Consider the following 22,875-nt stretch of genomic DNA (forward strand, 5'->3'; position numbering starts at 1 on the left):
CAGTTGCACGGCGGTCGTATTCGTTCTCGAGTCGTTTATCCCTCGTATCCGGCGTACTCCATGAGGTTCGCGAAGACGTCGGTATCCATCGCGTCGCGATAGACGATGCCGTTGACCATGCCACCGGGGTAGGACTCCCCGTTCATCGCGTGGTTGACCTTGTGGCAGTGCATGAGGTAGATGCCGGGGTCGGCGTCGGCCTCGAACTCGACGGTGTGACGTTCCGCGGGGGCGACGTTAGTGACGTCCTGTTCGTACTGGGCCGCTTCGGGGATCTGTCCGCCGTCTTTCTCCACGAGACGGAACCGGTGGTTGTGCGTGTGCATCGGATGGGACATGTAGCCCGCGTTGACCATGTGGAGGCGAACGGTGTCGCCGTGATCGACGATGATCGGCGAGCCGTCTTCGGGGTGGAGCGTCCGCGGGAGGCTCTTGCCGTTGATCGTGAACACGTCGGGGTTGCGGTTGCGAGGGCTGTAGTCGACGTCTTCGCCCGCGATCTGCCGGTTCACGCGGGAGTCCCAGTCTTTCAGCGTGAAGAAGTACTCCTTGTCCGCGGGTTCGTACCCCTTCGGATCGACGCGGAAGATGCCGTACATCCCCATGTCGATGTGCCGGTGGGTCTGATAGTGACAGTGGTAGAGGTGCGTTCCCGGAACGTTCGCGGGAATCGTGTAGGTGTGTTTTTCGCCGGGATTGACCGTGATACCGGTCGTCGTCGGGACGCCGTCGTTCTTCCAGGTTTTCTGCGACCCGTGGAAGTGAAGCGTGTGCGGCATATCGGCGTCCGTATTGTCCAACGTCACCTCGATGTCGTTGCCCTCGGTCGTCCGGAGGATGGGGCCCGGAACGCTCGGCTTCCCGTCGTCGGCTTTGAACGCCCAGACCTTCGGCAGTTCCACCGGGCCGCCCATCGAATCCATCGGATGAACGGCGTGTCGGGATGCAACCGACTGCAGCGTGACGCTTCCATCCTGGTCGTCGACCTGGACGACTTCCGGGGAACTCGTCCACGGCAGCTCTGAGCCGGACTCGTCAGCGGATTTCTCGGACGAATTCGACGGAGTCGAGTCCTGCGTGGCCCCCTGACTCATACAGCCGGCCAAGCCGGTCAGTGCCGCAACGCCGCCGGTCGCAGCAACGAATTCCCGTCGCGATATCCCCAGTCCGGGCGCGCCAATACGATCACTCATAACAACTCCACGTACGAAGTACCGGCGTATAACGGGTCGAGCCGGTTCTTACGGATCGGGAAGTCACGAGAACATGTTCACGGGTTCTTTATAAACGAAACGACGGCGAACCGCCGAGATCGTCGTCCAGTAGGGGACTCCCCCGAACCGAGGCCACCACTGTCAGCGACTCGTGGTCTCCGCTTGCGGTCGATTATTCGGTCCAGACCGTCTTCCGGTTGACGAACTCGAGCATCCCCTCTCGAGCGAGTTCGCGGCCGTAGCCCGACTCCTTGACGCCGCCGAACGGGACGCGCGGATCGGATTTGACGAGCTGATTGATGTAGACGCAGCCGGCGTCGATTTCGCGGGCGAGGCGTTGACCGCGAGCGCGGTCGGTCGTCCAGATACTCGCGCCGAGGCCGAACTCCGTGTCGTTCGCCTTCGCGAGGAGTCCGTCCGCGTCGTCGATCTCGTAGACGGCGGCGACGGGACCGAACGTCTCCTCGCTGTCGGCCGGACATCCCTCAGGGACGTCTGCGAGCACCGTCGGCGGATAGAACGCGCCGTCGCGGTCCATCGGCTCGCCGCCGGTGAGCACGCGAGCACCGGCCTCGGCGCTCGCTTCGACCTGTTCGTGGAGGTCTTCCATCAGGTCTTCGCGAGCCTGCGGACCGACGTCCGTGTCCTCGTCCATCGGGTCCCCCACGGTGAGCGATTCGACCTCGGCGACGAATTTCTCGAGGAACTCGTCGTAGACGTCGGTGTGGACGAGAAAGCGCTTCCCCGCGATACAGGACTGCCCGCCGTTCTGGTTTCGCGCCCACGCGCCCGTCTCGGCCGCGTCCTCGAGGTCGGCATCGTCGAGGACGACGAACGGATCGCTCCCGCCCAGTTCGAGGACGGACTTCTTGAGCTGATCGCCGGCCGTCGAGGCGACCGCGCGACCCGCCGGACCGCTGCCGGTGACGGTCGCGGCCTCGACGCGCTCGTCCTCGATGACGTCGTCGACCAGATCGGACGGAATCAGCAGCGACTGGAAGACGTCCTCGGGATACCCGGCCTTGCGGAACACGTCCTCGATGGCCCGCGCGCAGCCGGGAACGTTCGAGGCGTGTTTGAGCAGCCCGACGTTTCCCGAGGTGAGGTGCGGCGCCGCGAATCGGAAGACCTGCCAGAACGGGAAGTTCCACGGCATCACCGCTAGAATAGGGCCGAGCGGGTCGTAGACGGTTTTGACGTCCGATCCCGGCGGGCTCGGATGGGAGTCCGCCTCGAGGTAGGCGCTCCCGTGTTGGGCGTAGTGGTCACAGACCCACGCGCACTTCTCGATCTCGGCGAGCGCCTGCGAGATCGGTTTTCCCATCTCGCGGGTCATCGTCTCGGCGTACTCGCGCTCGTTCTCGCGAAGGACGTCGCCCGCCGCCGCCAGCAGTTCCTCGCGCTCCCGAACCGGACGCTCGCGCCACTCCTCGTAGGCCGCGGTCGACCGCTCGAGGGCATCCTGGACGTCGGATGCGGTGTGTTCCTCGACCGTCTCCTCGCGCTCGCCGGTGGCCGGATTGATCACTTGCATACATATGAGTGTGTATGGCGAAGACGAATAGTGTTTACGTCATTCCCGCTGAGACGTCCGGGCTGAGTCGTCCGCCGGTCGCTCTCGGAACCACCGGGTCGGATGGATCACGCCGAACGAGTTCGTCCGCACGTACAAGTGGAAGAACCGTCTCAATTCGTTCATGGCAACGGTCACATCGGTAGACGCGCTCGAGGAGACGCCACACGCCGAGGTTTTCGACGAACGGAACCCGCGAACGGTGCGATTACGCCTCGAGGCAGACGATCGCGTGCCCGCGCATCGCCATCCGGAGTCGAACGTCGTCCTCCACCTCCTCGAGGGAGCCGTCGACCTCACGCTCGGCGACGACAGCTACGCCCTCGAGTCGGGGGATATCGTTCGGTTCGACGGCGATCAAGAGATCTCCCCGCACGCGGTCGATGACAGTACGGCGCTGCTCGTGTTCGCGCCGAAAACGGACTCGTAACGAACGCCCAGTTCTCGCTTGGCCGAACGAGTGAGCGACGATGCCACCGCTCACCCGACCGTCGTCGCGACCCCTTTGGTCTGCCGATAATCGCTCGCGAGCAGCGCCTCGAGTCGCGCGACGATCGCCTCGCGATCACCCTCGACCCACTCCGCGGGATCCTTTATCGGGACGACCATGAAGCCGCGGCCACGGATCTCGGCGGCGTGGAGCGCTCCCATCTCGAGGTCGAATCGCCGTCGCTGCGTCGTGTACTCCCGGAGGACGCGGTCTGTTGCCCGGGCTCCGACCGGCAGAAGGATGTGGGCGTTGATCGCGCGGAGTTCGGCGTCGAAGAAGCGCTCGAGGTCGGCGTACGCTTCGGCGGTCGGTGCCTCCCCGTCCGGCAGGCTGCACATGTGGACGTAGCTCAGAAAGCAGTTCTCGAGGACGGGTTCGTCCCGTGGGCCGCTCGCGAAGCCCGTCTCGCGAAGAGCGTCCTGGAGCGCGAGTCCGCCCTCGGTCTCGGTGAACGGGACGCCGGTGGACTCGCCGCCGTGGATACCGGGGTAGTCGCCGATCACGTGGAAATCAGCGTTAGCGTCTCCGTAGCCGAAGACGGCCGTTCGATCACCGGGGTCGGAACGGTCGAACGGCGGGCGGAGTCCGAACGGATTGCTCGTCCTGTCGGTCACGTTTCGCACGACCGGGAGAAGGCCGTCAGCGATCAAAACCCCAGCGATCGCGGCGGGTCGATCCGGAACCGACGTGGTTCAGTCCCCGTCGAACTCGTCGCGTCGGTCGAATGGCGGTGGGTTTATACTCCGCTCGCGTGTCTCGTGTCGTACATGTATCAGGTGGGGCACTACGGTGGTGCGCTCGCGGCGTACGCGCCGCTTGGCACCACCGTCGCCCTGGGTGGATACGGCGAGATCGCCATCGTCGGCGGTCTCGTCTGCGTCGCCCTATCGACGGTACCGGACTACGACCACCGGCTGCCGCTGATCGAACACCGCGGGCCGACCCACACGATCCTTTTCGCGCTACTCGTCGGGGCCGGGCTCGCGGCGCTGACCGCCGTCCTCGTCGACGCCTCTTCCGCGTTCGTCGACGCCGGCGTGGTGAGCTTCGCGTTCCTCGTCGGGTTCGTCTCGATCGGCTCGCACCTCCTCGCGGATGCGCTGACGCCGATGGGAATCCGTCCGCTCTGGCCCCTCTCGCGCCGTCGGTACTCCCTCTCGGTGACGACCGCTGCGAACCCGATCGCCAACTACGGACTGCTCGGACTGGGCATCGTCGCCGTTCTCGCGGGAATCGGGATCGTCGTCGTCTTCGGCTGATTCGTCCCTCACAACGCGACTCCACTGCTACGGTGAGAGCGCATCTGACGCCTCGCTCGAGGCAGACCCCCGCCGGGTGAGCACGACTCCGGCGACGAACGCCGCCAGGAGCGCGACGGTAGCGGCGAGGTACGGGACCTCGAGGGTAGGGTTCGCCGCCTGTCGACCGAAGAAGAGAACGACGACCGCGAGCGGGGGTGCCGCGAGCAGTGGAATCACGGCCCGTCCGGTAAAGCGCCGGCGACCGACCATCGCGGCGACGATGGCCGCGCCGAGCAGCGTGAGACTGACGGCGTACATCGTCAGTTGCATCGTCGGCGAGTACGTCGCGATCCCGGCGTCAATAACGGGACTGAGGACGAGGTGCGCCGGGATCGCGACGATCCCGAGCGCGAGTGCGGCGGTAACGTGAGCGCCCGTCAGCCGCGGTGTCCACACGAGGACGGTGGCGATCAGGAACAGCGTGAAGATAGTGACCGCCGTCCAAAAGTGCAGCGAGAGGATGTCCATCGTGTACTGCTTGACCGTCTGCCGGCCGAGCGCGACCTGGACCGGCGTGAGGACCATTCCGGCCACGACCAGTCCGGTGACCCGCCGGTCGACGTCGGGGAGACGCCACGCCGCGAGCGCGGAGCCGACGATGGCGAACCCGGCAAACATCGAGACGAATCGGTGGAACCACTCGTAGAAACTCGGCATGCTCCCCGGCAGCAGGTTGTACGGCCCGGCGTCACACCGGGGCCAGTTGGCCTCGCAGGCCAGCCCCGAACCGGTGGCCTTCGCCGCGACGCCCAGCAGAATCGTCGCCGCGACCAGCGCGAGCGTTGCGGTCAGCAGGTGCGGATAGCCGAACCGATCGATCAACGACCGAAGTCTCGAGTCGGGCGCGTGATTGTCGTACGACACGGGCGTTCTGTCGAGGGTTAGGACGGCCCGTACTTATGTTGACCGAGTCGTCCGATTTGACGAGAATCGGCTGCTCGGCGTGCGATCGGGTTTGTACGGGCTTTCAGACGGTCTGCTGTACCGACGGTCACTTCCGCTTCGAACGCTCACGCCGATCGGCTGCACGGTGTTCGCCGCATTCAAGAACCGTCCTCGCCAGCACCCGACATGGACAAACGCGAGCGACTCGAGGCCTCCCTCGAGTCAAACGGGCTCGATTCGATCTGGTTCGCCCGGCCGAACTCGTTTGCGTGGCTCACCGGCGGCAACAGCGTCATCGATCGCGAGGGCGATACCGGCGTCGCGGCCGCCGGCTACGACGGTGACGAACTCGTGATCGTGACGAACAACATCGAAGCCGACCGCATCGCGGCCGAGGAACTGCCGGATCTCGAGGCGAGCGAGGTCTCGGTCGAACGGTTCCCCTGGTACGCGTCGTCGCTGACCGAAGCCATCACCGACCGCATCGGGAGCGACGAGCGGGCCGCGATCGACGTCGAACTGCCGGGGTTCGAGCGCGTCGATCCGACGTCGCTCCGTCAACCGCTGACCGAGCGGGATCGCGACCGCTATCGCGACCTCGGCGGCCAGACGGCGTCCGCCGTCGAGTCGGTCTGTCGGGAACTGCAGTCCGGCGACACGGAACACGAGGTCGCATCCGCGTTGCGAATCGCTCTCTCAGCTCGAGACATCGAAGCGCCGGTCGTCCTCGTCGGTGGCTCGGAACGGGCACAGCGATACCGCCACTACACGCCGACCGGGGCCGAACTCGGCGACTACGCGCTCGTCTCCGTGACCGCCCAGCGCGCCGGCCTTCACGCGAGTTGCACCCGGACCGTCGCCTTCGATCCCCCGTCGTGGCTCGAGGAGCGCCACGAGGCCGCCGCTCGCGTGGAAACGACGGCACTGGCGGCGACGCAGACGGCGGCGACGAGCGACGGCAACGCGAGCGAGAGCGGGGGGACCGCCGGCGATGTCTTCGCCGCCATTCAGGGGGCCTACGACGCGGTCGGCTACGACGGCGAGTGGGAACGCCACCATCAGGGCGGAGCCGCCGGCTTCGCCGGTCGCGAGTGGATCGCCGCGCCGGACCACGACGCGCCGGTCGAAGCGCCGATGGCCTACGCGTGGAACCCGACGGTTCAGGGCGCGAAGAGCGAGGATACCGCACTGGTCACCGACGAGGAAATCGAGGCGCTGACGGCGACGGATCGCTGGCCGACGACGACCGTCTCCGCGGTCGACCGTGACGTCGAACTCGAGCGACCGGACGTGCTCGAACTCGAGGAGTAACGGACAAGGGGAGGGACGCCGTCCGATGAGTTATTCGTCGTCAGCCCGGGCGTCGGAATCGTCGCTTTCGCCCTCGCCGACGTGGTCGCTCTCGTCTCCTTCGTCGGAGTCGGTATCGACGGTGTCGATCTGCACGTCGTCCTCGAACTCGATGATGTCGGCGTCCGGGTCGGTATCGGGATCTGCATCCGTCGCTGCGTCGTCGTCGCTCGTCGGTGCCGTGTCGTCGACGGTGATCGTCACCGGTTCGACGTACTCCTCGAGTTCGGCTCGGGCGTCGCGATCGTCCTCACGGTCGAGGACGCGATCGAGCGTGAAGATGGTGTTCAGCTCTCGTTGCACCTGATCGACGACGCCGCCGACGAGTTCGCTGGGCTGGATCGCGGTGTACTCGTAGGGGTTGTTCCCGGCCCCCTCGCTGGCGCGTTTTTCGCGCGAGACGCGGCCTTCCTCGTGGAGTTCCGCCAGCGCCTCGCGAACCGTGCTGGGATAGAGCCCGGTCCCCGTCGCGACCTCTTCGGAGGTACGTCCGGGGTCCGCCAGCAGGTAGACGTAGATCTTCGCGCGAGTTTCCGTGTCAAGGATCCACGAGAGCAGGTCGACGATCCGCTGATCGAGCTCCTCGACGGCCGGGTTTCGGCCGGCCTCGCGCTCGACGACATCGTCCGGTCCCTCGAGCGATTCGTCTCCGTCATCGGTATCGACCGGATGCTCGTCCGTGTCGTCGGACCTCATGTGGGTTCTCGTACAGGATGAGGCCTCGAGCGGAGTTAAACCTTTGTGGGGCCGACTCGGCACCGTTCGGAGACGGTCATCGGAGTGACGCGCGGCGGTTTCGATGCGACTTCCGCCCGAAATCGCACGCCTCAGTCCGTTTCGCTCCGTGCTGGTTCAGCTTATAGATTGTACCGCAGCTATTTATTATAGCGATTTGAGGAGATCGTTCTAATCCGGAAGGACTATTACCTAATTTCAAATTCTCATATTGAAGGGTATGACTGGCATATTTCGGTCGACATGGCGACAATACCGGTCAGTTCCAATCGTTTATCGAATCGGAGCAGCGTTCGTTCTCGGTGCTCTGGTTGGACTAATAGCCGGTCAACCGGCGACGTCACTGCAGCCGGTTGGAGATCTGTTCGTCCGATTACTCGAGATGATCATCGTGCCCATCATTATCTTCACACTGTTGATGGCGACGCGAGAACTCTCCCCGAAGAATTTGGGGAGGGTCGGCGGGCAGGTCGTGCTCCTGTATATCGCAACGACGGTCGTCGCGATCGCGATGGGGCTCGGTGTAAGCAATCTCATCGATCCCGGGACGGGGATGACCATAGAGGAGACGGACGTCCAGACCGAACAGACCCCGTCGCTCGTGGATCAGGTATTCAATATCGTTCCTGCGAATCCGTTCGCTGCGATAGCCGAGGGGAACATCCTCGCGATCATCTTTTTCACGCTCATCTTCGGCCTCGGGATGACGATGGTGCGAGCGGAAGTCGAACCGGACTCGGCGGTTCGAAACGGCATCGACACCATCTTCGACGTCGTCGACGCCGGAGCGGAGGTCATGTTCAAAATCGTCTGGGGGATCATGGAGTTCGGCGTCATCGGTGTGTTCGCGCTCATGGCGGCGTTGTTCGGGGAAGTCGGCGTGCAAGCGATTCGGGCGTACTTCTCTCTCTCCATGACGCTCGTGATCGCTGTCGGCCTCCAGATCACCCTCGTCTATCTACTCCTGCTCATCCGAGGGGCAGTCGGTGCGTCACCAGTGGACTTCCTCCGTGGTATCAAGGAGGCGCTCATCACGGCGCTCAGTATCCGGTCGTCCACCGCGACGCTCCCCGTCACGATGTCGGACGCCGACGAGAACCTCCGCGTCGAAGAGCGCGTGTACGGCTTCTCGCTCCCGCTGGGCGCGACCGTCAATATGGACGGGACGTCGATGTACCTCGGCATCGTCGCGGTCTTCGCCGCGAACATGGTCGGCGTCTCCCTGACGCTGGCCGAACAGTTCGCCATCCTGCTCACCGCACTCCTCGCGAGTATCGGCACTGCGGGCGTTCCCAGTGCGAGCCTCGTGATGATGACCGCGGTGTTGACGCAGGTGGGACTCCCGCTCGAGGTCATCGGGATGATCGCGGGTATCGACCCCCTGCTCGATCGCCTTCGGACGATGAACAACATCGCGGGCGACCTCGCGGTGACCACGGTCGTCGCGAAGTGGAACGACGCGATCGATCTCACGAGCGGCGTCTGGGCCGACGCACCGGCCGAGTTCGGTGACGAGTCCGTGAGTGCGACGGACGACTGAACGAGACCGCGACGGACGACTCTCCGTGGCATCCGAATCGAGACGAACCGATCGGTGGTCGTACGCGTGAACTCGTACTCGGCGCTACGAAAGTTATCTTCGGTCGCTCACCCCTCGAGCGACCGCCACGAACCTACTGCGTCTGCAAGATGAGCGACTCACACAGCGCGTCGGGCCCCTCCTCCTCGAGCAGGCGGCGCTGCCGATCCGCGCCGCTTTCCCGTTCGTACACGTCTCTGATACCGTCGACGCCGAGGCGCTCGCACTCGCGGTCGACGAGTTCGCCCAGCTCGACGGTTCCCTCGAGGTCGCGGTCGATGAACGAGGCGTCCTGTCCGTGACGGATCGCTCGCCACTTGTTCTCGTCGAGCAGTTCCCGGCGGTGTCGGTGGCCGCTCGCGCCGTCTTCGTACTCCTCGGCGAGGGCCTCGACGAGCGCGTGGGCGTACTCGACGAACGCCAGCACGATGTCGGGGTCGGCCTGCCCGTCCGGGGTGCGCAGTTCGACCGTGCCGTGGGCGGTGTGGGGCCGAACGTCGTACCAGAGTTCGCCGCGGTCGTTGATCGACTCGGTCTCGAGCATCAGCCGCTCGAATCGGTCGAACGCTTCGAAGTCCTCGAAGTGAGTCGGCATGCCGGTGTTGGGCAGCGCCTCGAAAATCTTCGCGCGGGCGGACTGGAGCCCGGTGTCGAACCCGTTCCAGTAGGGCGAGTTCGCGGAAAGCGCGAGCATGATCGGCACGTACCACCGCAGTTCGTTAGCGATCCAGACCGCCTTGTCGGCGTCGTCGACGCCGACGTGGACGTGGACGCCCGCCGTCGTGTTTCGGTGTTGTGGGTACTGAATCCGATCGAGCTGCGAGCGATAGCGGGGTTTCTCCGCGTGCTCGAGTTCTTGCCACTTCGCGAGCGGGTGGAGACCGGCGGCGGCGATGCGATAGCCGTGGTTTTCGGCGTGTTCGACCAGCGCCCGCCGGATTTCGAGCAGCGAATCGCGGGCGTCACCGGGGTCCGCTATCAGCGGCGTCTGGGTCTCGATGACGAACTTGAACAGTTCGTGATCGAGTCGGCCCTCGAGGATCTCGGGCGGGTCGTGTTCGTAGACGAGTTCGTCGGTCCCGCTGGTCGGGCGGCCGTCGGCGTCGACGACGAAACACTCCTCTTCGATCCCCAGCGTTCCCATGCGCGTAAACGATTCTCGCGACCCGCGTTCCATCGTGTCGTGCTTTCGTCCCCGATAGTAAATACGATTTGGAGTCGGTGCGTCCGACCGGCTCCTAGCCCAGGTTCTCGCGCGGGGATCAGGACGCGACGGTTTCGGCCTCGGGCTCGAGGCCCGCCTCGTCCTCGCGAAGCTTGAACTTCTGGATCTTACCGCTGGGATTCTTGGGGAGTTCGTCGACGAAGTAGTACGTCCGCGGGCGCTTGAAATCGGCGAGTCGATCGCTCTCGAGCGCGAACGCGTCGAGAGCCGCCCCCTCGACGCCGTCGGCCACCACGTACGCGACGATCCGTTCGCCCCACTCCTCGTCGGGTTCGCCGACGACGGCCGCCTCTTCGACGGCGTCGTGGGCGAACAGCACGTCCTCGACTTCGGCGGGATAGACGTTCTCGCCACCGGAGACGATCATGTCGTCTTTCCGGTCGACGACGTAGAGGTAGCCGTCCTCGTCCTGGTAGCCCAGGTCGCCGGTGTAGTACCACGTCGTCCCGTCGGCCTCGCGCAGCGACTGCGCGGTCGCCTCGGGGCGGTTCCAGTACTCCCGCATCGTACAGGGGCTGGCGATCAGTATCTCGCCGATCTCGCCCTCGTCGACTTCTCGGTCCGGATCGGCATCGGGCTCGACGATCCGTAGCCGGTGATTGAGCCCGGGCAGCCCGGCCGAGCCCTGCTTCGAGAGCTGGTCTTCTGGCGGCTGGAAGACGCCCGCGGGACCGATCTCGGTCATGCCGTAGGCCTGAAGGTAGTCGTCACAGAGGTGTTCCCGACAGTTCTCGAGCACCTGTTCGGGCATCGGTGCCGCGCCGTAGAGGCCGAGCCGGAGCGAGGAGATATCGACGTTCATCTCGGCGGCGGTCATCGAGAGCGCGTTCCAGGCGGTCGGTGCCGCGAACAGGAGCGTCACGTCGTGGGTTTCGATCGCCTCGAGCACCGCCTGTGGTTCGAACTCGTGGTGGATGACGTTCGCCGCGCCTCGATGGACGCGCGGGAAGAGGTTGCAGTGGAGTTCGGCGCAGTGATACAGCGGCATCATCGACAAGCCGACGTCGTCGCGAGTCATGTTCGCCTCCGCGATGCACAGGAGGTTGTGCTCGACCATGTCTCGGTGTTCGTGGACGACCCCTTTCGGACGCCCCGTCGTTCCCGACGTGTAGATGAAGGCGTACACGTCGTCCTCCGTGACATGAGCGTCGGGTTCCTCGGGCGAGCCCGACTCGAGCATCTCGTAGAATCCGCTCGCGTACTCCGGTATCGCCTCGCGGTCGTCGTCGATGAACACGTACTCCCCGACGGACTCGAGGTTCGGTCGTGCCCCCTCGACGGCCTCCCGCGTTTCGGACTCGAAGAGGACCATCTTCGCCTCGGCGTCGTTGACGATGTACTCGATCTCGCCCGCCGGGAGGCGGAAGTTCAGCGGGGTGAAGACGGCACCGATCTTCGCGCACGCGTAGACGGTGAGCGCCATCTCCGAGCCGTTGTACAGCACCGTCGCGACCCTGTCTCCCTTCTCGATTCCGGCCTCGAGCAAGGCGTTCGCCAGCCGATTTACCCGCTCGTCGAACGCCGCGTAGGTCCAGTACTGGTCCTTCCGCGGATAGACGATCGCGTCGCGCTCGGGGTAGCGATCGACCGTCTGCTCGAGGGTGTCACCTATCGTGGGATGGTCTGACATGCCAATGGACCGTACCACGGATGTCCTTATATTTTCTAGTGAGAATAGTACGGGTTAGTGTCGAGGGCGGTGACGAAACCGACCGATCCGCCTTCGATTTGCCAGGATTCGCTCGATGCTTGGTCGACCGAGAGGAAGCAGAAACGGCTCACGTTTCCGATCCGGACGGAGACGATCGACCGGTGTCCGAGAGGCGAGTAATCGAGAGCACCAATCCAACGGTCCCGACCGAAGCCAGAAGCAAGAACCCGTGGTCGAACGAGCCGTACTCGGCGAGCGTGCCGATGAGCAGGGGCGACGTCGCACCGACGACCATCCAGCCCGCCTTCAACGTTCCCAGCCCCGTTCCCTGCATATCGTCGGGGAGCGAGTCCGCGATATACGTCTGCGTGACCACGCCACAGCCGTTCCAGCTACTGATGAGAACCGTAACCGCGACGAGCGGACCGAGACCGGTAACGAAGGGTAACAACCATAGTCCGGTGACGCAGCCGCCGAAATACAGGACGAGCGTCGGGCGCGCGCCGAACCGGTCGAGCATGGTTCCCGAGAAGGGCTGTATAACCGCCCCGACGGCGAAGAACAACCCGAACAGCGTCGCTGCGACCGCCGGAGAGATCCCCTTCTCCACCGCGAGATACGTCGGATAGAATGAGGAAAACCCCTGTATCACGAAGGAGGCGGTGACCTGAACCGCGACGACGATCGGGATGGACTCGCGAGTGATCCCGCTTTTGATCCGCGCGAGCGTCTCGCTCGAGAGTTCGTCGACCGCGCTTTCCCCGCTCGACGTGCGGTTCGGAACGGCCATCCAGAGTCCGACGGCGACGACGAGAAAGAGGGGGGTGAACGCACCGATTCCGTACCGCCACGTGGAGTACGACGCGATAACGGCCGCCGCGACGGGAAAGGCCGTGTTTCCGAGGTTCCCCGCAGCCATCGTCAACCCGATGGCCGAGCCGGCCCGATCCGGATAGATGTCCGTGAAGATGGTGAATCGAGTCGGTCCGTAGAGCGCGGTCGCGAGGCCGAACACGATCGTTCCCGCGAACAGCATCCAGACGTTCATCGCCGTGGCGACGACGAGAAGGGTTCCGGCCGAAATGAGGGCGCTGAGGACGACCACGTTACCCTCGCCGATTCGATCGCCGAGGAACCCGCCGGGCACGTGGCCGACGGCGTACGCTCCCCAGAGCAAGGTCAACAGCAGTCCGGTCGTGGTCAATCCGATCCCGAAGTCGTCCTGCAAGTAGGGGACGAGCGCGGGGTAGACGAACCGAACGCCGATAGAGAGCGCCCACCCGGCACCGACGGCGAGGAGAATCCAGCCGCGCCCGCCGGCCCACAGGTCGCCCGTCGTCTCCCTCGCGTACCGTCTGATCGTCCGTATCGGATGTGCCACGGTGAGTCGTTGCTCTGCCTAGCAATACTCGGGTTGTTTCAGTTACGTCAGCGGCCAATGCTTCCGGGAATCGAGCGAGGGGGCCGGTTCCGGCAGTCACCGGGACGGAGTACGGCTCGTCGATCGCGAACCCCCGTTCGGGCTGGTGACCGACCGCCGGTCTCGGCGAACCGTCTCTCGCCGGAGCGCTCGGCGCGCCGGTCTCGAGGGCGACGAACGGTGGAGTCGCTCAGGGGGTCACGGATACGGAAGCGTGCGGAAGTCGGGCGGCTGGCAACGGAGTCCGCAGCGGGTCGCGGCCGCCGTTACTCACCGTTTTCCACTCACACTCGCGGCCGGCCCTCTCACGCGGCCTGCTGGCGCGGATCGAATAGCGCGCAGTTCGGGCACCACTCCGACCCGTCTGCCCGTCGAATCTTCTTCCCACTACAGTCGTCGCAGGGCTCTTCGGCATAGCGGACCATACAGTATCCGTCTGGGAGTTGGAACGATATGGGTATTTCGGTGGCCTCACGTTCTGTAATGTCTAATTCTCAGGTTATGCAGAGGGAAACGATGCGAATAATACGGCCGCCACGTGACCGAATGAGACGCCCGTGAGTCACGCCGGTCACGCGACGATCGCTGTGTGTGATCGGACGAGAACAGCAGTTCAGGGACCCGGCGGAGCTCCCCGACCGCTACCGTGCGTTCGGCGCGTCTCTGCCGACGGCTTCTCGACGGAAACTGATATTACGGATATATTTTCGGGACTAACGATCGGAACAACTCGATTACCACGCTCGTCCCGTCTACTGAATGTGGCCGTTTCCGCATCCGAAACGTTCGAACGAAAGTTCCGATTTTTGCCGATCTACGGCGGTAATTCCGTCGTAATGGCTTCCACAAGAGCAATCGGCGTCGCGGTCGTCGCGACGCTCGTTCTCCTCTCGGGGGCGAGCATCGCGTTCGCCGCGACCGACGCCGGAGGCGCGACCCAGGCGAACGAGACCGACAACGAAACGGCCAACGAAACAGCCAACGTGACGTTCGAGAACCAGACGTCGAACGGGACCGCAGTCGTGGTCAACAACACGACGCTGCCCGAGGGCGGCTTCGCCGTCATCCACGCGGCCGCGCTCACCGATGAGAACGCGTCCGAAAACGAGACGGTGACGAACATGTCCGAGGACTACGAGCCCGGAGCGGTCCTGGGTAACTCCACCTACCTCGAGGCCGGCGATCACGAGAACGTGACCGTCGAGCTCAACGAGTCCCTCGAGGAGAGCCAGGTCCTGATCGCGATGGCCCACCAGGACACGAACGGCAACGAGACGTACGAGTTCCCCGAGGCCGACGGCCCCTACGTCAGTGACGGAGAGCCGGTCATCGACGACGCGCTGATCACGCTCGAGGACGAGATGAACGAGACGAACGAGACGGCCGGCTAGAGCGCAAACGGGACGAACCCCACCGCGGCTGCATGTCGACGCCATCGAGAGGGTGGCACGCTCGAGGCGTCTCGACAGCCCGGTCACGCGATCCGGCTTCCGTCGCCGTCGACCGCGAGTTCGCAATCGTCACAGAGCCACCACCCGACCAGCGGATCGCGTTCGGGGAGCTCCCCGTCGCAGTCGGGACACCGAATCGGCTCCGCGTCTCGAGCCCCGATCATCCCTGCTCACCCGCCTCTCGAGCGGTCACCTCGTCCGTTCCGAACTCGGTCGCGCCGATCCCGCAGGCGTCCGCGAAGCGCTCGGCGCGTTGCAACAGGAGCGCGCGGCCGTCATTGGTGAGGCGGTACTCGGCGCGGGCCTCGAGTCGCCGCTTCTCGAGGAGGCCGCGCCCGACGAGGGTGCGCAGGTTCGGATCGAGTCGCAATCGGTCGACGCTGGGATACGCTCGCTCGAGCGTCTGTGTGATCGCGCGTTCGGTGGCCGGGACGCCGTCGCGCTCGAGTCGGGCGATCGCCTCGAGACAGTCGCGCTGGAAGGCGGTGAGTTCGATCCACGCGGTTCTTCCGTCGGATGCGGGGTAATTTGGTGGTGAGACGTCTGCTCGATCGGGGCGGTCATGGCCCCACGGAGTATCGTCGTTCATGGCTTCGGGAGGGTGATTTCGGGAACTGTTTGCAGGCTCAGTGTCACTAGCACCGGCTCACTTTTGTTTGGAGCCTGACCGTCAGGTCTGTCTATCCCTCTTTGAGCAACCATACTTTCTTAGAGATTGTATAATTAACGATAGATTCGATATGATCATTCTAATCGATTAAATTGCTTTCCGACGATGATTTGACGGCGTGAGGGTATTAGCGTACTATGCGGATTTCTGCTGACTGGATGGTTCTCGCCGATGATAGGATTCTCGAGTTCTTAGATGAGAACGGTCCTCGATCCCCTACGAAAATCAAAGAAGAAGGCCCCATTCCCTTCTCACGGCAACATATTAACAACCGTTGCATGAAACTCGAGAGCTACGGTCTGACTCAAAATATCGGGAACGGCGTTTACACAATTACCGAAGCCGGTGAGAGGTATCTTAAGGGGAAACTCGATTCGAGAGAATTGAAAAGTCACTCGAGTTAGCAGTTAGAATTTATTGCGGCCGCGCCACGATCCCGAGATGATCCGCGTGATACTCCTCGAGCCCCCGCGTCTCCACAATCTCGTACCCCGACGAAAGCTCCTCTCGAACGTCCTCGAACACCGCCTCGGGCTCTCGAGTCACGTCCTCGCTCCGGGCCTTCACAGCTAGCAACAACCGACCATCCTCATCCAAAAAGCGTCGATTCTCGAGCGCGACACGCGCCTGGCCCCTTGTAGCCACGTCTTGGACGATCACGTCCACGTCCGACTCGACGACGTGGGCGTAGGTCTCCGGCTTGCGGGCGTCTTTCAGCAGCGGGAAGAGTCGCTCCCGGCTCTCGGCGGCCTCGAGGAGGTCCCGAACCGGCCGCGCGGCGAACTCGACGGCGTAGGTCGGCCCGGAGAAATCGGCGACGTGGCTCACGGTCGTCCCGCTCGCGGCACCCAGATAGAGCACGGTTTCGCCGCCTTCGAGGCCGGTGTCCATCCCCAACTCGAGCATGGCACCCAGCTTCGATCGGTGGGGGTTCCACGCGCGCCACTCGCCGTCGGTCGGCTCGCCGTAGACGGGCTCCCCTCGAGTCGCGAGTCGCTCGGCCCCGTCGAACGCGCGCCGCTCGACTCCCGCCGGAAGCCCATCACTCATCGTCCGCACCTCCGTCGGTCCCGGCGTCCTCGTCCGTCGTCCGGGCCTGAATCGTCTCGATCCGTTCGGCGAGTTCCGCCTCGAGTTCGGGCTTTGACTCCCCCGAATAGTGATCCACGCGTGCGGCGATGGCGAGCTTGCCCGCCACGGCACGAGCCGCGGAGCCCCGCTCGTCGGGATGGGTCCCCCGCACCGCATCGTGCGTGTAGATGATTCCGTGCTTGGGCGAGGGCGCGTGCCCCCGCAGGTGGGCGAACAGGGCGTCCTCCGCGCCGAGCACCTGCACCGTCCCGCTTGGCTTCTTCGCGAGCTCCTCGAGCCCGCCCGCGAGGGAGATCAGGCGAGCCGCCAGCACGGGCTCGGCGAGCGCCGAGAGGTTCGGCGCGACGGCCGGCGTCTGGCGCTCGACGAACTCGCGGAGGTCGTCCGCCTCGTCCGCGAGGTCGGCCACCCGTTCGGCGAGCGAGCGGATTGCGGGCTCCTCGAGTCCGTCCTCGCCCTCGCCGCGGGCCAGCGTTCGCGCGTACTCGACGCCGGTTCCGGCGTCGGGGTCGACGGTCCCGGCCCACTCCGCCAATCGCTCGGCGAGTTCGTTCGCCGTCCGACTGCAGTCGTCCATCGCTCTGATCGCGTGGACCAACTGCTGATCGTCGGCTCGCTCGCGCTCGCGGACCGCCGCTCGAGTCGCGGCCATCGTCACGTCGTGCAGCCGGTCGTAGTAGTCCGCCGTCGAATCGACGTATCCGGCCTCGACGGCGACTGCGGGCCACTCCCGCGGTGCTTCGGCCTCGCCCTCGCTTATGGCGTCTTCGGCAGCCTCGAGATCCCCCGGCTGTAGATCCGAAAACCAGCCCGCGGTCGCGGTATCGGTCTCGTCGGTCATTACAGCGGGGTAGAGCCCGCGGTTGTAAATGCGTTCCCGAAACGACGAACGACCGGTCTCCGTCCGTTCGGTGGGACCTCACCGTCGTCACGAACGGTGTCAGCGCCGGGGTCGACGGTTCGGGACAGTCGATCACTGTTCGTATCTGGACTCATTCTCGAGAGCCACGTTCCCGGCCACACCTATTTCAGTCGTGGCCGAGTATATGTACCAAGTCCAGGCTGTCCCCGTCTCGGCGATCCGAGACGACAGCAGTTCCCGTTCGGGAACGGATTGGGCCCGGAAATCGAATTTTATGAAACTACTTGTCAAGCCACTCGACCGGCAAAGCGCCGGAAAGGGTATTGCGGCGATCGATAGCGAAGCGATGGCGGAACTCGGCGTTTCCAGCGGCGACTTCGTCACCGTTCAGGGTGATGCGGGGACTGCGGTCGCCCGCGTCCGACCGGGACGACCGGGCGAGCAACGACGCGGCGTCGTCGGCGTCGACAGTCAGACGCGGAAGGCCACCGGGTCGCGAATCGATCAGTTCGTTCGGGTCGAGCAGGCCGACGTGGCACCGGCAGACGAGTTGTCCGTCGCACTCCCAGGCGGACTGCAAATCCGCGGCGATCTCGCCTCGTATCTCCGCGAGAAGCTGGCCAACCGCGCGGTGCAGGCCGGACAGACCGTCCCGCTGGCGCTCGGATTCGGCTCCATGATGGGTCGATCCAGTCGCCGGATCCCGATCCGAATCGTCGAGACCGGCCCGGAGGGAACCGTGGTCGTCACGCAGTCGACTGACATCACCGTGGCCGAGCAGTCCGTCGAGGACGTCGACGTCGAGCGCGGAGACGAACCGGCCGACAGTGCCGAGCCGCCGGGAGTCGCCTACGAGGACGTCGGCGGCCTCGACGACGAACTCGATCAGGTTCGGGAGATGATCGAGCTGCCGATGACACACCCCGAGCTGTTTCAGGCGCTCGGCATCGAACCCCCACAGGGCGTCTTGCTCCACGGCCCGCCGGGAACCGGGAAGACGCTGATCGCGAAAGCGGTCGCCAACGAGATCGACGCCGACTTCTCGACGATCTCCGGCCCGGAGATCATGTCGAAGTACCACGGCGAGAGCGAGGAGCGCCTCCGAGAGGTCTTCGAGGAGGCCGGCGAGAACGAGCCGGCGATCATCTTCATCGACGAGATCGACTCCATCGCGCCGAAGCGAGACGACACGCAAGGCGACGTCGAGCGCCGCGTCGTCGCACAGTTGCTCTCCCTGATGGACGGCCTCGAGGACCGCGGGCAGGTGACCGTCATCGGGACGACGAACCGCGTCGACTCGATCGACAACGCGCTCCGCCGCGGCGGTCGCTTCGACCGCGAGATCGAGATCGGCGCGCCGGACACGCGGGGCCGGAAAGAGATCCTCCAGATCCACACCCGCGAGATGCCGATCGCCGACTCGGTCGATCTCGAGCAGTACGCCGAGAACACCCACGGCTTCGTCGGCGCCGACCTCGAGAGTCTCGTCCGCGAGGCGGCGATGAACGCGCTCCGACGCGTCCGCCCCGACCTCGACCTCGAAGGCGATGAGATCGACGCCGAAACGCTCGAATCGCTCGAGGTAACCGAGCAGGACATGCGGACGGCGCTCCGGGAAATTTCGCCCAGCGCGCTCCGTGAGGTCTTCGTCGAGACGCCCGACGTCACCTGGGACGACGTCGGCGGGCTCGCGGAGACCAAGGCGCGACTGCAGGAGGCCATCCAGTGGCCGATGGAGTACCCCGACGCCTACAGACAGGTGGACCTCCAGTCGCCGAAGGGCATCATGCTCCACGGGCCGCCGGGCACCGGGAAGACGCTGCTCGCGAAGGCCGTCGCGAACGAGGCCAATTCGAACTTTATCTCGATCAAAGGACCCGAGCTGTTCGACAAGTACGTCGGGGAGTCCGAGAAGGGCGTCCGCGAGATCTTCGAGAAGGCCCGATCGAACGCGCCGACCGTGATCTTCTTCGACGAGATCGATTCCATCGCGACGAAGCGCGGAAGCGGCGGCAGCGATTCGAACGTCGGCGAACGCGTCGTCAGTCAACTGCTCACCGAGCTCGACGGCCTCGAGGAACTCGAGGACGTGATCGTCATCGCGGCCACGAACCGACCGGACCTCATCGACGACGCCCTGACGCGTGCCGGCCGGATCGAGCGCAAGATCGAGGTCGGCGAGCCGGACGAGGAGACCAGACTCGAGATCCTGAAGATCCACACCCGGAACCGGCCGCTGGCCGACGACGTCGACATCGACCATCTCGCGGCCGAAACGGACGGCTTCGTGGGTGCCGATCTGGCGTCGCTCTGCCGGGAGGCGGCGACGACGGCAGTGCGCGAACACGTCCAGTCGCAGTCGGAGGAGACGCCGACGGCCGTCGAAGACATCGTCCTTACCGGAGCGCACTTCGAAGCGGCGCTCGAGGTGCTTCGTGGAGAAGACGACGACCGCGGCGAAGCGGACGAATAACGGCTGATCGTCGGTGTCTCGGCCGACCTTGTGCGGTTTTCGGACGACTATTCTTTTCGGCGGGTCGTACGTCTCGAGACGACAACTCGACTGTCCGATTATCCGAATCCTTCCGACTCGATGCGATCGGATGGCACGCCGAGTCGCTCGACTGCTTTGACGAGACTGTACACCATCGCATTGATGCCGCAGGCGTAGACGTCGATATCGGTCGGGTCCAACAGCGCTTCGACGGCTGAGTCGGGCTCTCGACGGAGCCAGCGCTCGAGCCGGTCGCCGAGCGGTGCTGCCACGGCGGTGGTGTCGGTGTGTTTCAAGAGCGCGTGCTGGACGTAGTCGGATTCGCCGTCCCAGTCCGAGAGGACGGGTTCGCGGCTCAGGCAGGGGACGAAGTGGAAGTTCTCGTGCTCGCGCTGGAGCGCTCGAAACGCCTCGTAGTAGGGCAGGTCGTCGAGCCACGCGGTCCCTAAGAACAGCCACACGTCCCGCTTTTCGCCCTCGAACTCGTCGCGACCGGTCTCGAAAACGTAATCGATCATCCCCTTGAACGGTGCGACGCCGGTGCCAGTCGCGAGAAAGACCATGTCTCGCGGCGATCGATCCTGCAAGACGAGCTCCCCGTACGGGCCCCGAACCGTGACCGTGTCCCCGGCGGTGAGCTCGTCACAGACCTGCGGCGAGAGCTTCCCGCCCGGTACCCGTCTCACGCAGATCTCGAGTTCGTCTTCCGTCGGAGAGTTCGCGATCGAGTACGCGCGCGGCGTTCCGTTGTACGCGAGACCGACGTACTGACCGGCGAGAAAGTCGATGTCCGGGCCGAAACGAGCCCGGACGAGCATCGGTTTGGGCCGCTCGTAGCGCTCGGTCAACGTCGCGACTCGCCGCGCAAGCGCTGCTTCGCCGGCCGCAACCAGCTGTTCGTCGAGGTCGGCCCAGTCGGCCGGGCCCGACACCGGACCGTATGTTTCCTCGAGGCCCGCGTCTTCGAGCCAGCGGTTGAGTGCCACGGTCACCTCCGGCCGGCGATCCTCATCCATTTTCACCACCGCAGTTACCTCGGCCGACTGCGTGAGCAGCGGTAACTCGCTCATCGCCTCGTGTTGCGAGACGTATTCGCGAACCGGTGTCTCGACCATACACTCATATGAGAGGACGCTGTGTAATACGTTCTCCCCTGCCAGACTATCTACTCGGGAATGTCATCGGCCGAACAGCCGTTCGGAACGAGACGTCCGCGACTATCGGAACCGGCACGTGACGACAGTACTCGAGCCGCGGGAAAACTGAACCGAGCCGATTACACTCCAAACGTCGCCCGCAGCATGTCGCGGGTACCGGGGCCGAGGCCGACGGCGACGACGGTGATCATGAGCAAGATCGCGTAGCGCGGGCTGTCCTCGAAGACCGTCTCGTCGAAGATCCAGATGACGAAGACGGCGGCGGCGATCTTCACGAGCAGGAACGGCCAGGCCGAGCCGGTAATCGAGACGATATCGGCCGGAAGCACGTCGGCCGTCGTGTTCGCGATCGCCCGATTGATCGGGTGCTTCGGAACGAGGTTCGCCGGGAGTCCGAGCGAGGTCGCCCAGTCGAGGCCGATCACGTTCGCGACGCCGTCGACCGCGTGCGCCCAGATGACGACGATCCCCATGTATCGCGTCCCGCGGTTCAGTTCCGGCGCGAACCGCTCGAGTGCGACCCACGTGATCGCCGTCGTCAGCGTCGCACCGACGAGGATGACCAGCGGGACCAGCGGGTAGAACTCCGCGTACTCCTTCGTCGCAGCAGTGTACGCCAGAAAGAGGATCGTCACCGTTAGCGCGGTGGTTCCGATCCCGGCCAAGGGATACTCGTAGCCCGAGACGTAGTCGTTGCGCTCGAGCCAGACCGAGGACACGACCGCGAACAGGGCGATGAAGAAGACGGTGAAGTAGATCAGCGGGCTGATGATAAAGCCGGACCACGGCAGGTCGATGGCCATCTCGCCGGTGTGGACGAAGGCCGCCGCGTTGGCGTCCTCGACGACCCGCAGCGCGCCGCCGAAGAGCATGAACGGGAACAGCGCGAAAAAGCCCGCGCGGTAGCGCTCGATCTCGAGCCGGCGGACGAGGAAGATGACCCCGAGTAGCATCAGGACCAGGGTCGGGATGTAGCCGGCGTAGGAGACGAACGTGTAGCCGGGTTCGGCGGTCGGGCCGGCGTCGGCGGGTGCTTCGGCACAGGATACCGCCTGGCCGTCGACTAACGTGGCGCAGTTCCAGCTGTGGGCGTCGGCGACGACCGGGCCCCAGAAGTACTGCCAGATGATCTCGACGTAGATCCGCTGTGGGAACAGGAGCGCGCCGAGGATCACCGCGGCGGCGAGACTCGCGACGGTCGCGGCCCAGACGCGCTCGGCCCCGAACCGGTCGATGACATCGTCCATACCGAATCCCGTAGTGGGGGGCGCTTACCGTTTCCGATTTTCAACGCGCGTGACTGTTCCCCGCGACCGGTCCCGACGAGGAACCTCGAGAGAGACCAACGCATCGCTCCGGACCAACCAACCGGCGTGCGGTGGCGCGCGCTGGCGGCCGGCCGAGTGCCAGCGAGGCGCGAACACAGTGAGCGCCTCGGAAAGAGAGCGGTGACCGGAGGGAACCGTGAGCCCAGCGAGGGCGGCCGACGATACTGCGCGAGGTTGTCGCGAGTGGAACGAGTGACAGCTTGGAAGACGCATAAGCGTCTTCCAGTGGATCAACGAAGGAACGGGGTGACTGAGTGAATCGGTTGGGGTGGGTGTGGCGATCCCCTGTTGCCACGATAGCGGGACACTTCTTCGCAATCATTCCCGTTAGAACCGACTGCTCCATTCACAATGCTATCGTAGCTATAGAGAACGTCAATATCCGAACTCCGACTCGA

The 22,875-nt window shown here is 64.7% G+C and carries 20 protein-coding genes; 6 read left to right on the forward strand and 14 right to left on the reverse strand.

Annotated elements, in window-relative coordinates; translation table 11 throughout:
• Positions 1-35: 35 nt before the first annotated feature.
• Both AC0QDI_RS04225 and AC0QDI_RS04230 read right to left on the reverse strand, forming a co-directional pair.
• Positions 36-1,193, reverse strand: a complete 1,158-nt coding sequence (locus AC0QDI_RS04225) for a multicopper oxidase domain-containing protein (RefSeq protein ID WP_474665515.1) — start codon at positions 1,191-1,193, stop codon at positions 36-38.
• A 193-nt stretch (positions 1,194-1,386) separates the two neighbouring features.
• Positions 1,387-2,748: an NAD-dependent succinate-semialdehyde dehydrogenase gene (locus tag AC0QDI_RS04230; protein WP_474665517.1), complete on the reverse strand. Its 1,362-nt coding sequence runs from the start codon at positions 2,746-2,748 to the stop codon at positions 1,387-1,389.
• 163 nt (positions 2,749-2,911) lie between these two features.
• Between AC0QDI_RS04230 and AC0QDI_RS04235 the strand changes: the two genes are divergently transcribed.
• Complete coding sequence (locus AC0QDI_RS04235; RefSeq protein WP_474665519.1) at positions 2,912-3,217, forward strand: cupin domain-containing protein; 306 nt, start codon at positions 2,912-2,914, stop codon at positions 3,215-3,217.
• Between the two features lie 50 nt (positions 3,218-3,267).
• Here AC0QDI_RS04235 and AC0QDI_RS04240 read toward each other — a convergent pair whose 3' ends face one another.
• On the reverse strand, positions 3,268-3,900 hold the full coding sequence (locus tag AC0QDI_RS04240; protein ID WP_474665520.1) for a uracil-DNA glycosylase family protein: 633 nt from the start codon (positions 3,898-3,900) through the stop codon (positions 3,268-3,270).
• 144 nt (positions 3,901-4,044) lie between these two features.
• Here AC0QDI_RS04240 and AC0QDI_RS04245 point away from each other — a divergent pair, with 144 nt between their 5' ends.
• Positions 4,045-4,536, forward strand: a complete 492-nt coding sequence (locus tag AC0QDI_RS04245) for a metal-dependent hydrolase (protein ID WP_474665522.1) — start codon at positions 4,045-4,047, stop codon at positions 4,534-4,536.
• A gap of 27 nt (positions 4,537-4,563) precedes the next feature.
• Here the strand turns inward: AC0QDI_RS04245 and AC0QDI_RS04250 are convergent, their stop codons facing one another.
• Entirely contained in the window at positions 4,564-5,442 is an 879-nt protein-coding gene (locus AC0QDI_RS04250; RefSeq protein ID WP_474665524.1) for a COX15/CtaA family protein, read from the reverse strand.
• A gap of 207 nt (positions 5,443-5,649) precedes the next feature.
• Here AC0QDI_RS04250 and AC0QDI_RS04255 point away from each other — a divergent pair, with 207 nt between their 5' ends.
• The gene (locus AC0QDI_RS04255) at positions 5,650-6,774 is read left to right on the forward strand and encodes a M24 family metallopeptidase (RefSeq protein WP_474665526.1); all 1,125 of its coding nucleotides are present in this window, start codon (positions 5,650-5,652) and stop codon (positions 6,772-6,774) included.
• A 30-nt stretch (positions 6,775-6,804) separates the two neighbouring features.
• Here AC0QDI_RS04255 and AC0QDI_RS04260 read toward each other — a convergent pair whose 3' ends face one another.
• Positions 6,805-7,509: a helix-turn-helix domain-containing protein gene (locus AC0QDI_RS04260; RefSeq protein WP_474665528.1), complete on the reverse strand. Its 705-nt coding sequence runs from the start codon at positions 7,507-7,509 to the stop codon at positions 6,805-6,807.
• Between the two features lie 259 nt (positions 7,510-7,768).
• On the opposite strand from AC0QDI_RS04260, the gene AC0QDI_RS04265 reads away from it, so the two are divergent.
• Complete coding sequence (locus AC0QDI_RS04265; RefSeq protein ID WP_474665530.1) at positions 7,769-9,088, forward strand: dicarboxylate/amino acid:cation symporter; 1,320 nt, start codon at positions 7,769-7,771, stop codon at positions 9,086-9,088.
• Positions 9,089-9,221: 133 nt separating this feature from the next.
• Here AC0QDI_RS04265 and AC0QDI_RS04270 read toward each other — a convergent pair whose 3' ends face one another.
• The 3 genes from AC0QDI_RS04270 to AC0QDI_RS04280 form a co-directional block, all read right to left on the reverse strand.
• Positions 9,222-10,304, reverse strand: a complete 1,083-nt coding sequence (locus tag AC0QDI_RS04270; protein ID WP_474665532.1) for a glutamate--cysteine ligase — start codon at positions 10,302-10,304, stop codon at positions 9,222-9,224.
• A gap of 85 nt (positions 10,305-10,389) precedes the next feature.
• The gene (locus AC0QDI_RS04275; RefSeq protein WP_474665534.1) at positions 10,390-11,982 is read right to left on the reverse strand and encodes a fatty acid--CoA ligase; all 1,593 of its coding nucleotides are present in this window, start codon (positions 11,980-11,982) and stop codon (positions 10,390-10,392) included.
• Between the two features lie 148 nt (positions 11,983-12,130).
• Positions 12,131-13,384: an MFS transporter gene (locus tag AC0QDI_RS04280; protein ID WP_474665536.1), complete on the reverse strand. Its 1,254-nt coding sequence runs from the start codon at positions 13,382-13,384 to the stop codon at positions 12,131-12,133.
• Positions 13,385-14,259: 875 nt separating this feature from the next.
• Here AC0QDI_RS04280 and AC0QDI_RS04285 point away from each other — a divergent pair.
• Complete coding sequence (locus AC0QDI_RS04285) at positions 14,260-14,814, forward strand: DUF7282 domain-containing protein (RefSeq protein ID WP_474665538.1); 555 nt, start codon at positions 14,260-14,262, stop codon at positions 14,812-14,814.
• 83 nt (positions 14,815-14,897) lie between these two features.
• On the opposite strand, the gene AC0QDI_RS04290 is transcribed toward AC0QDI_RS04285, so the two are convergent.
• The 4 genes from AC0QDI_RS04290 to AC0QDI_RS04305 all read right to left on the reverse strand — a co-directional run bounded on the left by AC0QDI_RS04290 (position 14,898) and on the right by AC0QDI_RS04305 (position 17,477).
• Positions 14,898-15,038, reverse strand: coding sequence for a hypothetical protein (locus AC0QDI_RS04290; protein ID WP_474665540.1), 141 nt, complete (start codon positions 15,036-15,038; stop codon positions 14,898-14,900).
• Entirely contained in the window at positions 15,035-15,463 is a 429-nt protein-coding gene (locus AC0QDI_RS04295) for a helix-turn-helix domain-containing protein (RefSeq protein ID WP_474665542.1), read from the reverse strand. Before AC0QDI_RS04295 ends, AC0QDI_RS04290 begins: the two co-directional genes overlap by 4 nt.
• 495 nt (positions 15,464-15,958) lie before the next feature.
• Complete coding sequence (locus tag AC0QDI_RS04300) at positions 15,959-16,594, reverse strand: fibrillarin-like rRNA/tRNA 2'-O-methyltransferase (RefSeq protein WP_474665544.1); 636 nt, start codon at positions 16,592-16,594, stop codon at positions 15,959-15,961.
• Entirely contained in the window at positions 16,587-17,477 is an 891-nt protein-coding gene (locus AC0QDI_RS04305) for an NOP5/NOP56 family protein (RefSeq protein ID WP_474665546.1), read from the reverse strand. Before AC0QDI_RS04305 ends, AC0QDI_RS04300 begins: the two co-directional genes overlap by 8 nt.
• 295 nt (positions 17,478-17,772) lie before the next feature.
• On the opposite strand from AC0QDI_RS04305, the gene AC0QDI_RS04310 reads away from it, so the two are divergent.
• Positions 17,773-19,971: a CDC48 family AAA ATPase gene (locus tag AC0QDI_RS04310; protein ID WP_474665548.1), complete on the forward strand. Its 2,199-nt coding sequence runs from the start codon at positions 17,773-17,775 to the stop codon at positions 19,969-19,971.
• Between the two features lie 98 nt (positions 19,972-20,069).
• Here the strand turns inward: AC0QDI_RS04310 and AC0QDI_RS04315 are convergent, their stop codons facing one another.
• Positions 20,070-21,107 carry a ferredoxin--NADP reductase gene (locus AC0QDI_RS04315; RefSeq protein WP_474665550.1) on the reverse strand — a complete coding sequence of 346 codons (1,038 nt, stop codon included), beginning with the start codon at positions 21,105-21,107 and terminating at the stop codon, positions 20,070-20,072.
• Positions 21,108-21,268: 161 nt separating this feature from the next.
• On the reverse strand, positions 21,269-22,396 hold the full coding sequence (locus tag AC0QDI_RS04320) for a DUF63 family protein (protein WP_474665552.1): 1,128 nt from the start codon (positions 22,394-22,396) through the stop codon (positions 21,269-21,271).
• Positions 22,397-22,875: the final 479 nt, after the last annotated feature.

The sequence above is a fragment of the Natrinema sp. LJW11 genome, from assembly GCF_056135975.1.

Coding starts and splice junctions, on each gene's coding strand:
- AC0QDI_RS04225 (WP_474665515.1), bottom strand. CDS start 1,193: ATGAGTGATCGTATTGGCGCGCCCGGACTGGGGATATCGCGACGGGAA.
- AC0QDI_RS04230 (WP_474665517.1), bottom strand. CDS start 2,748: ATGCAAGTGATCAATCCGGCCACCGGCGAGCGCGAGGAGACGGTCGAG.
- AC0QDI_RS04235 (WP_474665519.1), top strand. CDS start 2,912: ATGGCAACGGTCACATCGGTAGACGCGCTCGAGGAGACGCCACACGCC.
- AC0QDI_RS04245 (WP_474665522.1), top strand. CDS start 4,045: ATGTATCAGGTGGGGCACTACGGTGGTGCGCTCGCGGCGTACGCGCCG.
- AC0QDI_RS04255 (WP_474665526.1), top strand. CDS start 5,650: ATGGACAAACGCGAGCGACTCGAGGCCTCCCTCGAGTCAAACGGGCTC.
- AC0QDI_RS04260 (WP_474665528.1), bottom strand. CDS start 7,509: ATGAGGTCCGACGACACGGACGAGCATCCGGTCGATACCGATGACGGA.
- AC0QDI_RS04265 (WP_474665530.1), top strand. CDS start 7,769: ATGACTGGCATATTTCGGTCGACATGGCGACAATACCGGTCAGTTCCA.
- AC0QDI_RS04270 (WP_474665532.1), bottom strand. CDS start 10,304: ATGGAACGCGGGTCGCGAGAATCGTTTACGCGCATGGGAACGCTGGGG.
- AC0QDI_RS04275 (WP_474665534.1), bottom strand. CDS start 11,982: ATGTCAGACCATCCCACGATAGGTGACACCCTCGAGCAGACGGTCGAT.
- AC0QDI_RS04285 (WP_474665538.1), top strand. CDS start 14,260: ATGGCTTCCACAAGAGCAATCGGCGTCGCGGTCGTCGCGACGCTCGTT.
- AC0QDI_RS04290 (WP_474665540.1), bottom strand. CDS start 15,038: ATGATCGGGGCTCGAGACGCGGAGCCGATTCGGTGTCCCGACTGCGAC.
- AC0QDI_RS04295 (WP_474665542.1), bottom strand. CDS start 15,463: ATGAACGACGATACTCCGTGGGGCCATGACCGCCCCGATCGAGCAGAC.
- AC0QDI_RS04300 (WP_474665544.1), bottom strand. CDS start 16,594: ATGAGTGATGGGCTTCCGGCGGGAGTCGAGCGGCGCGCGTTCGACGGG.
- AC0QDI_RS04305 (WP_474665546.1), bottom strand. CDS start 17,477: ATGACCGACGAGACCGATACCGCGACCGCGGGCTGGTTTTCGGATCTA.
- AC0QDI_RS04310 (WP_474665548.1), top strand. CDS start 17,773: ATGAAACTACTTGTCAAGCCACTCGACCGGCAAAGCGCCGGAAAGGGT.
- AC0QDI_RS04315 (WP_474665550.1), bottom strand. CDS start 21,107: ATGGTCGAGACACCGGTTCGCGAATACGTCTCGCAACACGAGGCGATG.
- AC0QDI_RS04320 (WP_474665552.1), bottom strand. CDS start 22,396: ATGGACGATGTCATCGACCGGTTCGGGGCCGAGCGCGTCTGGGCCGCG.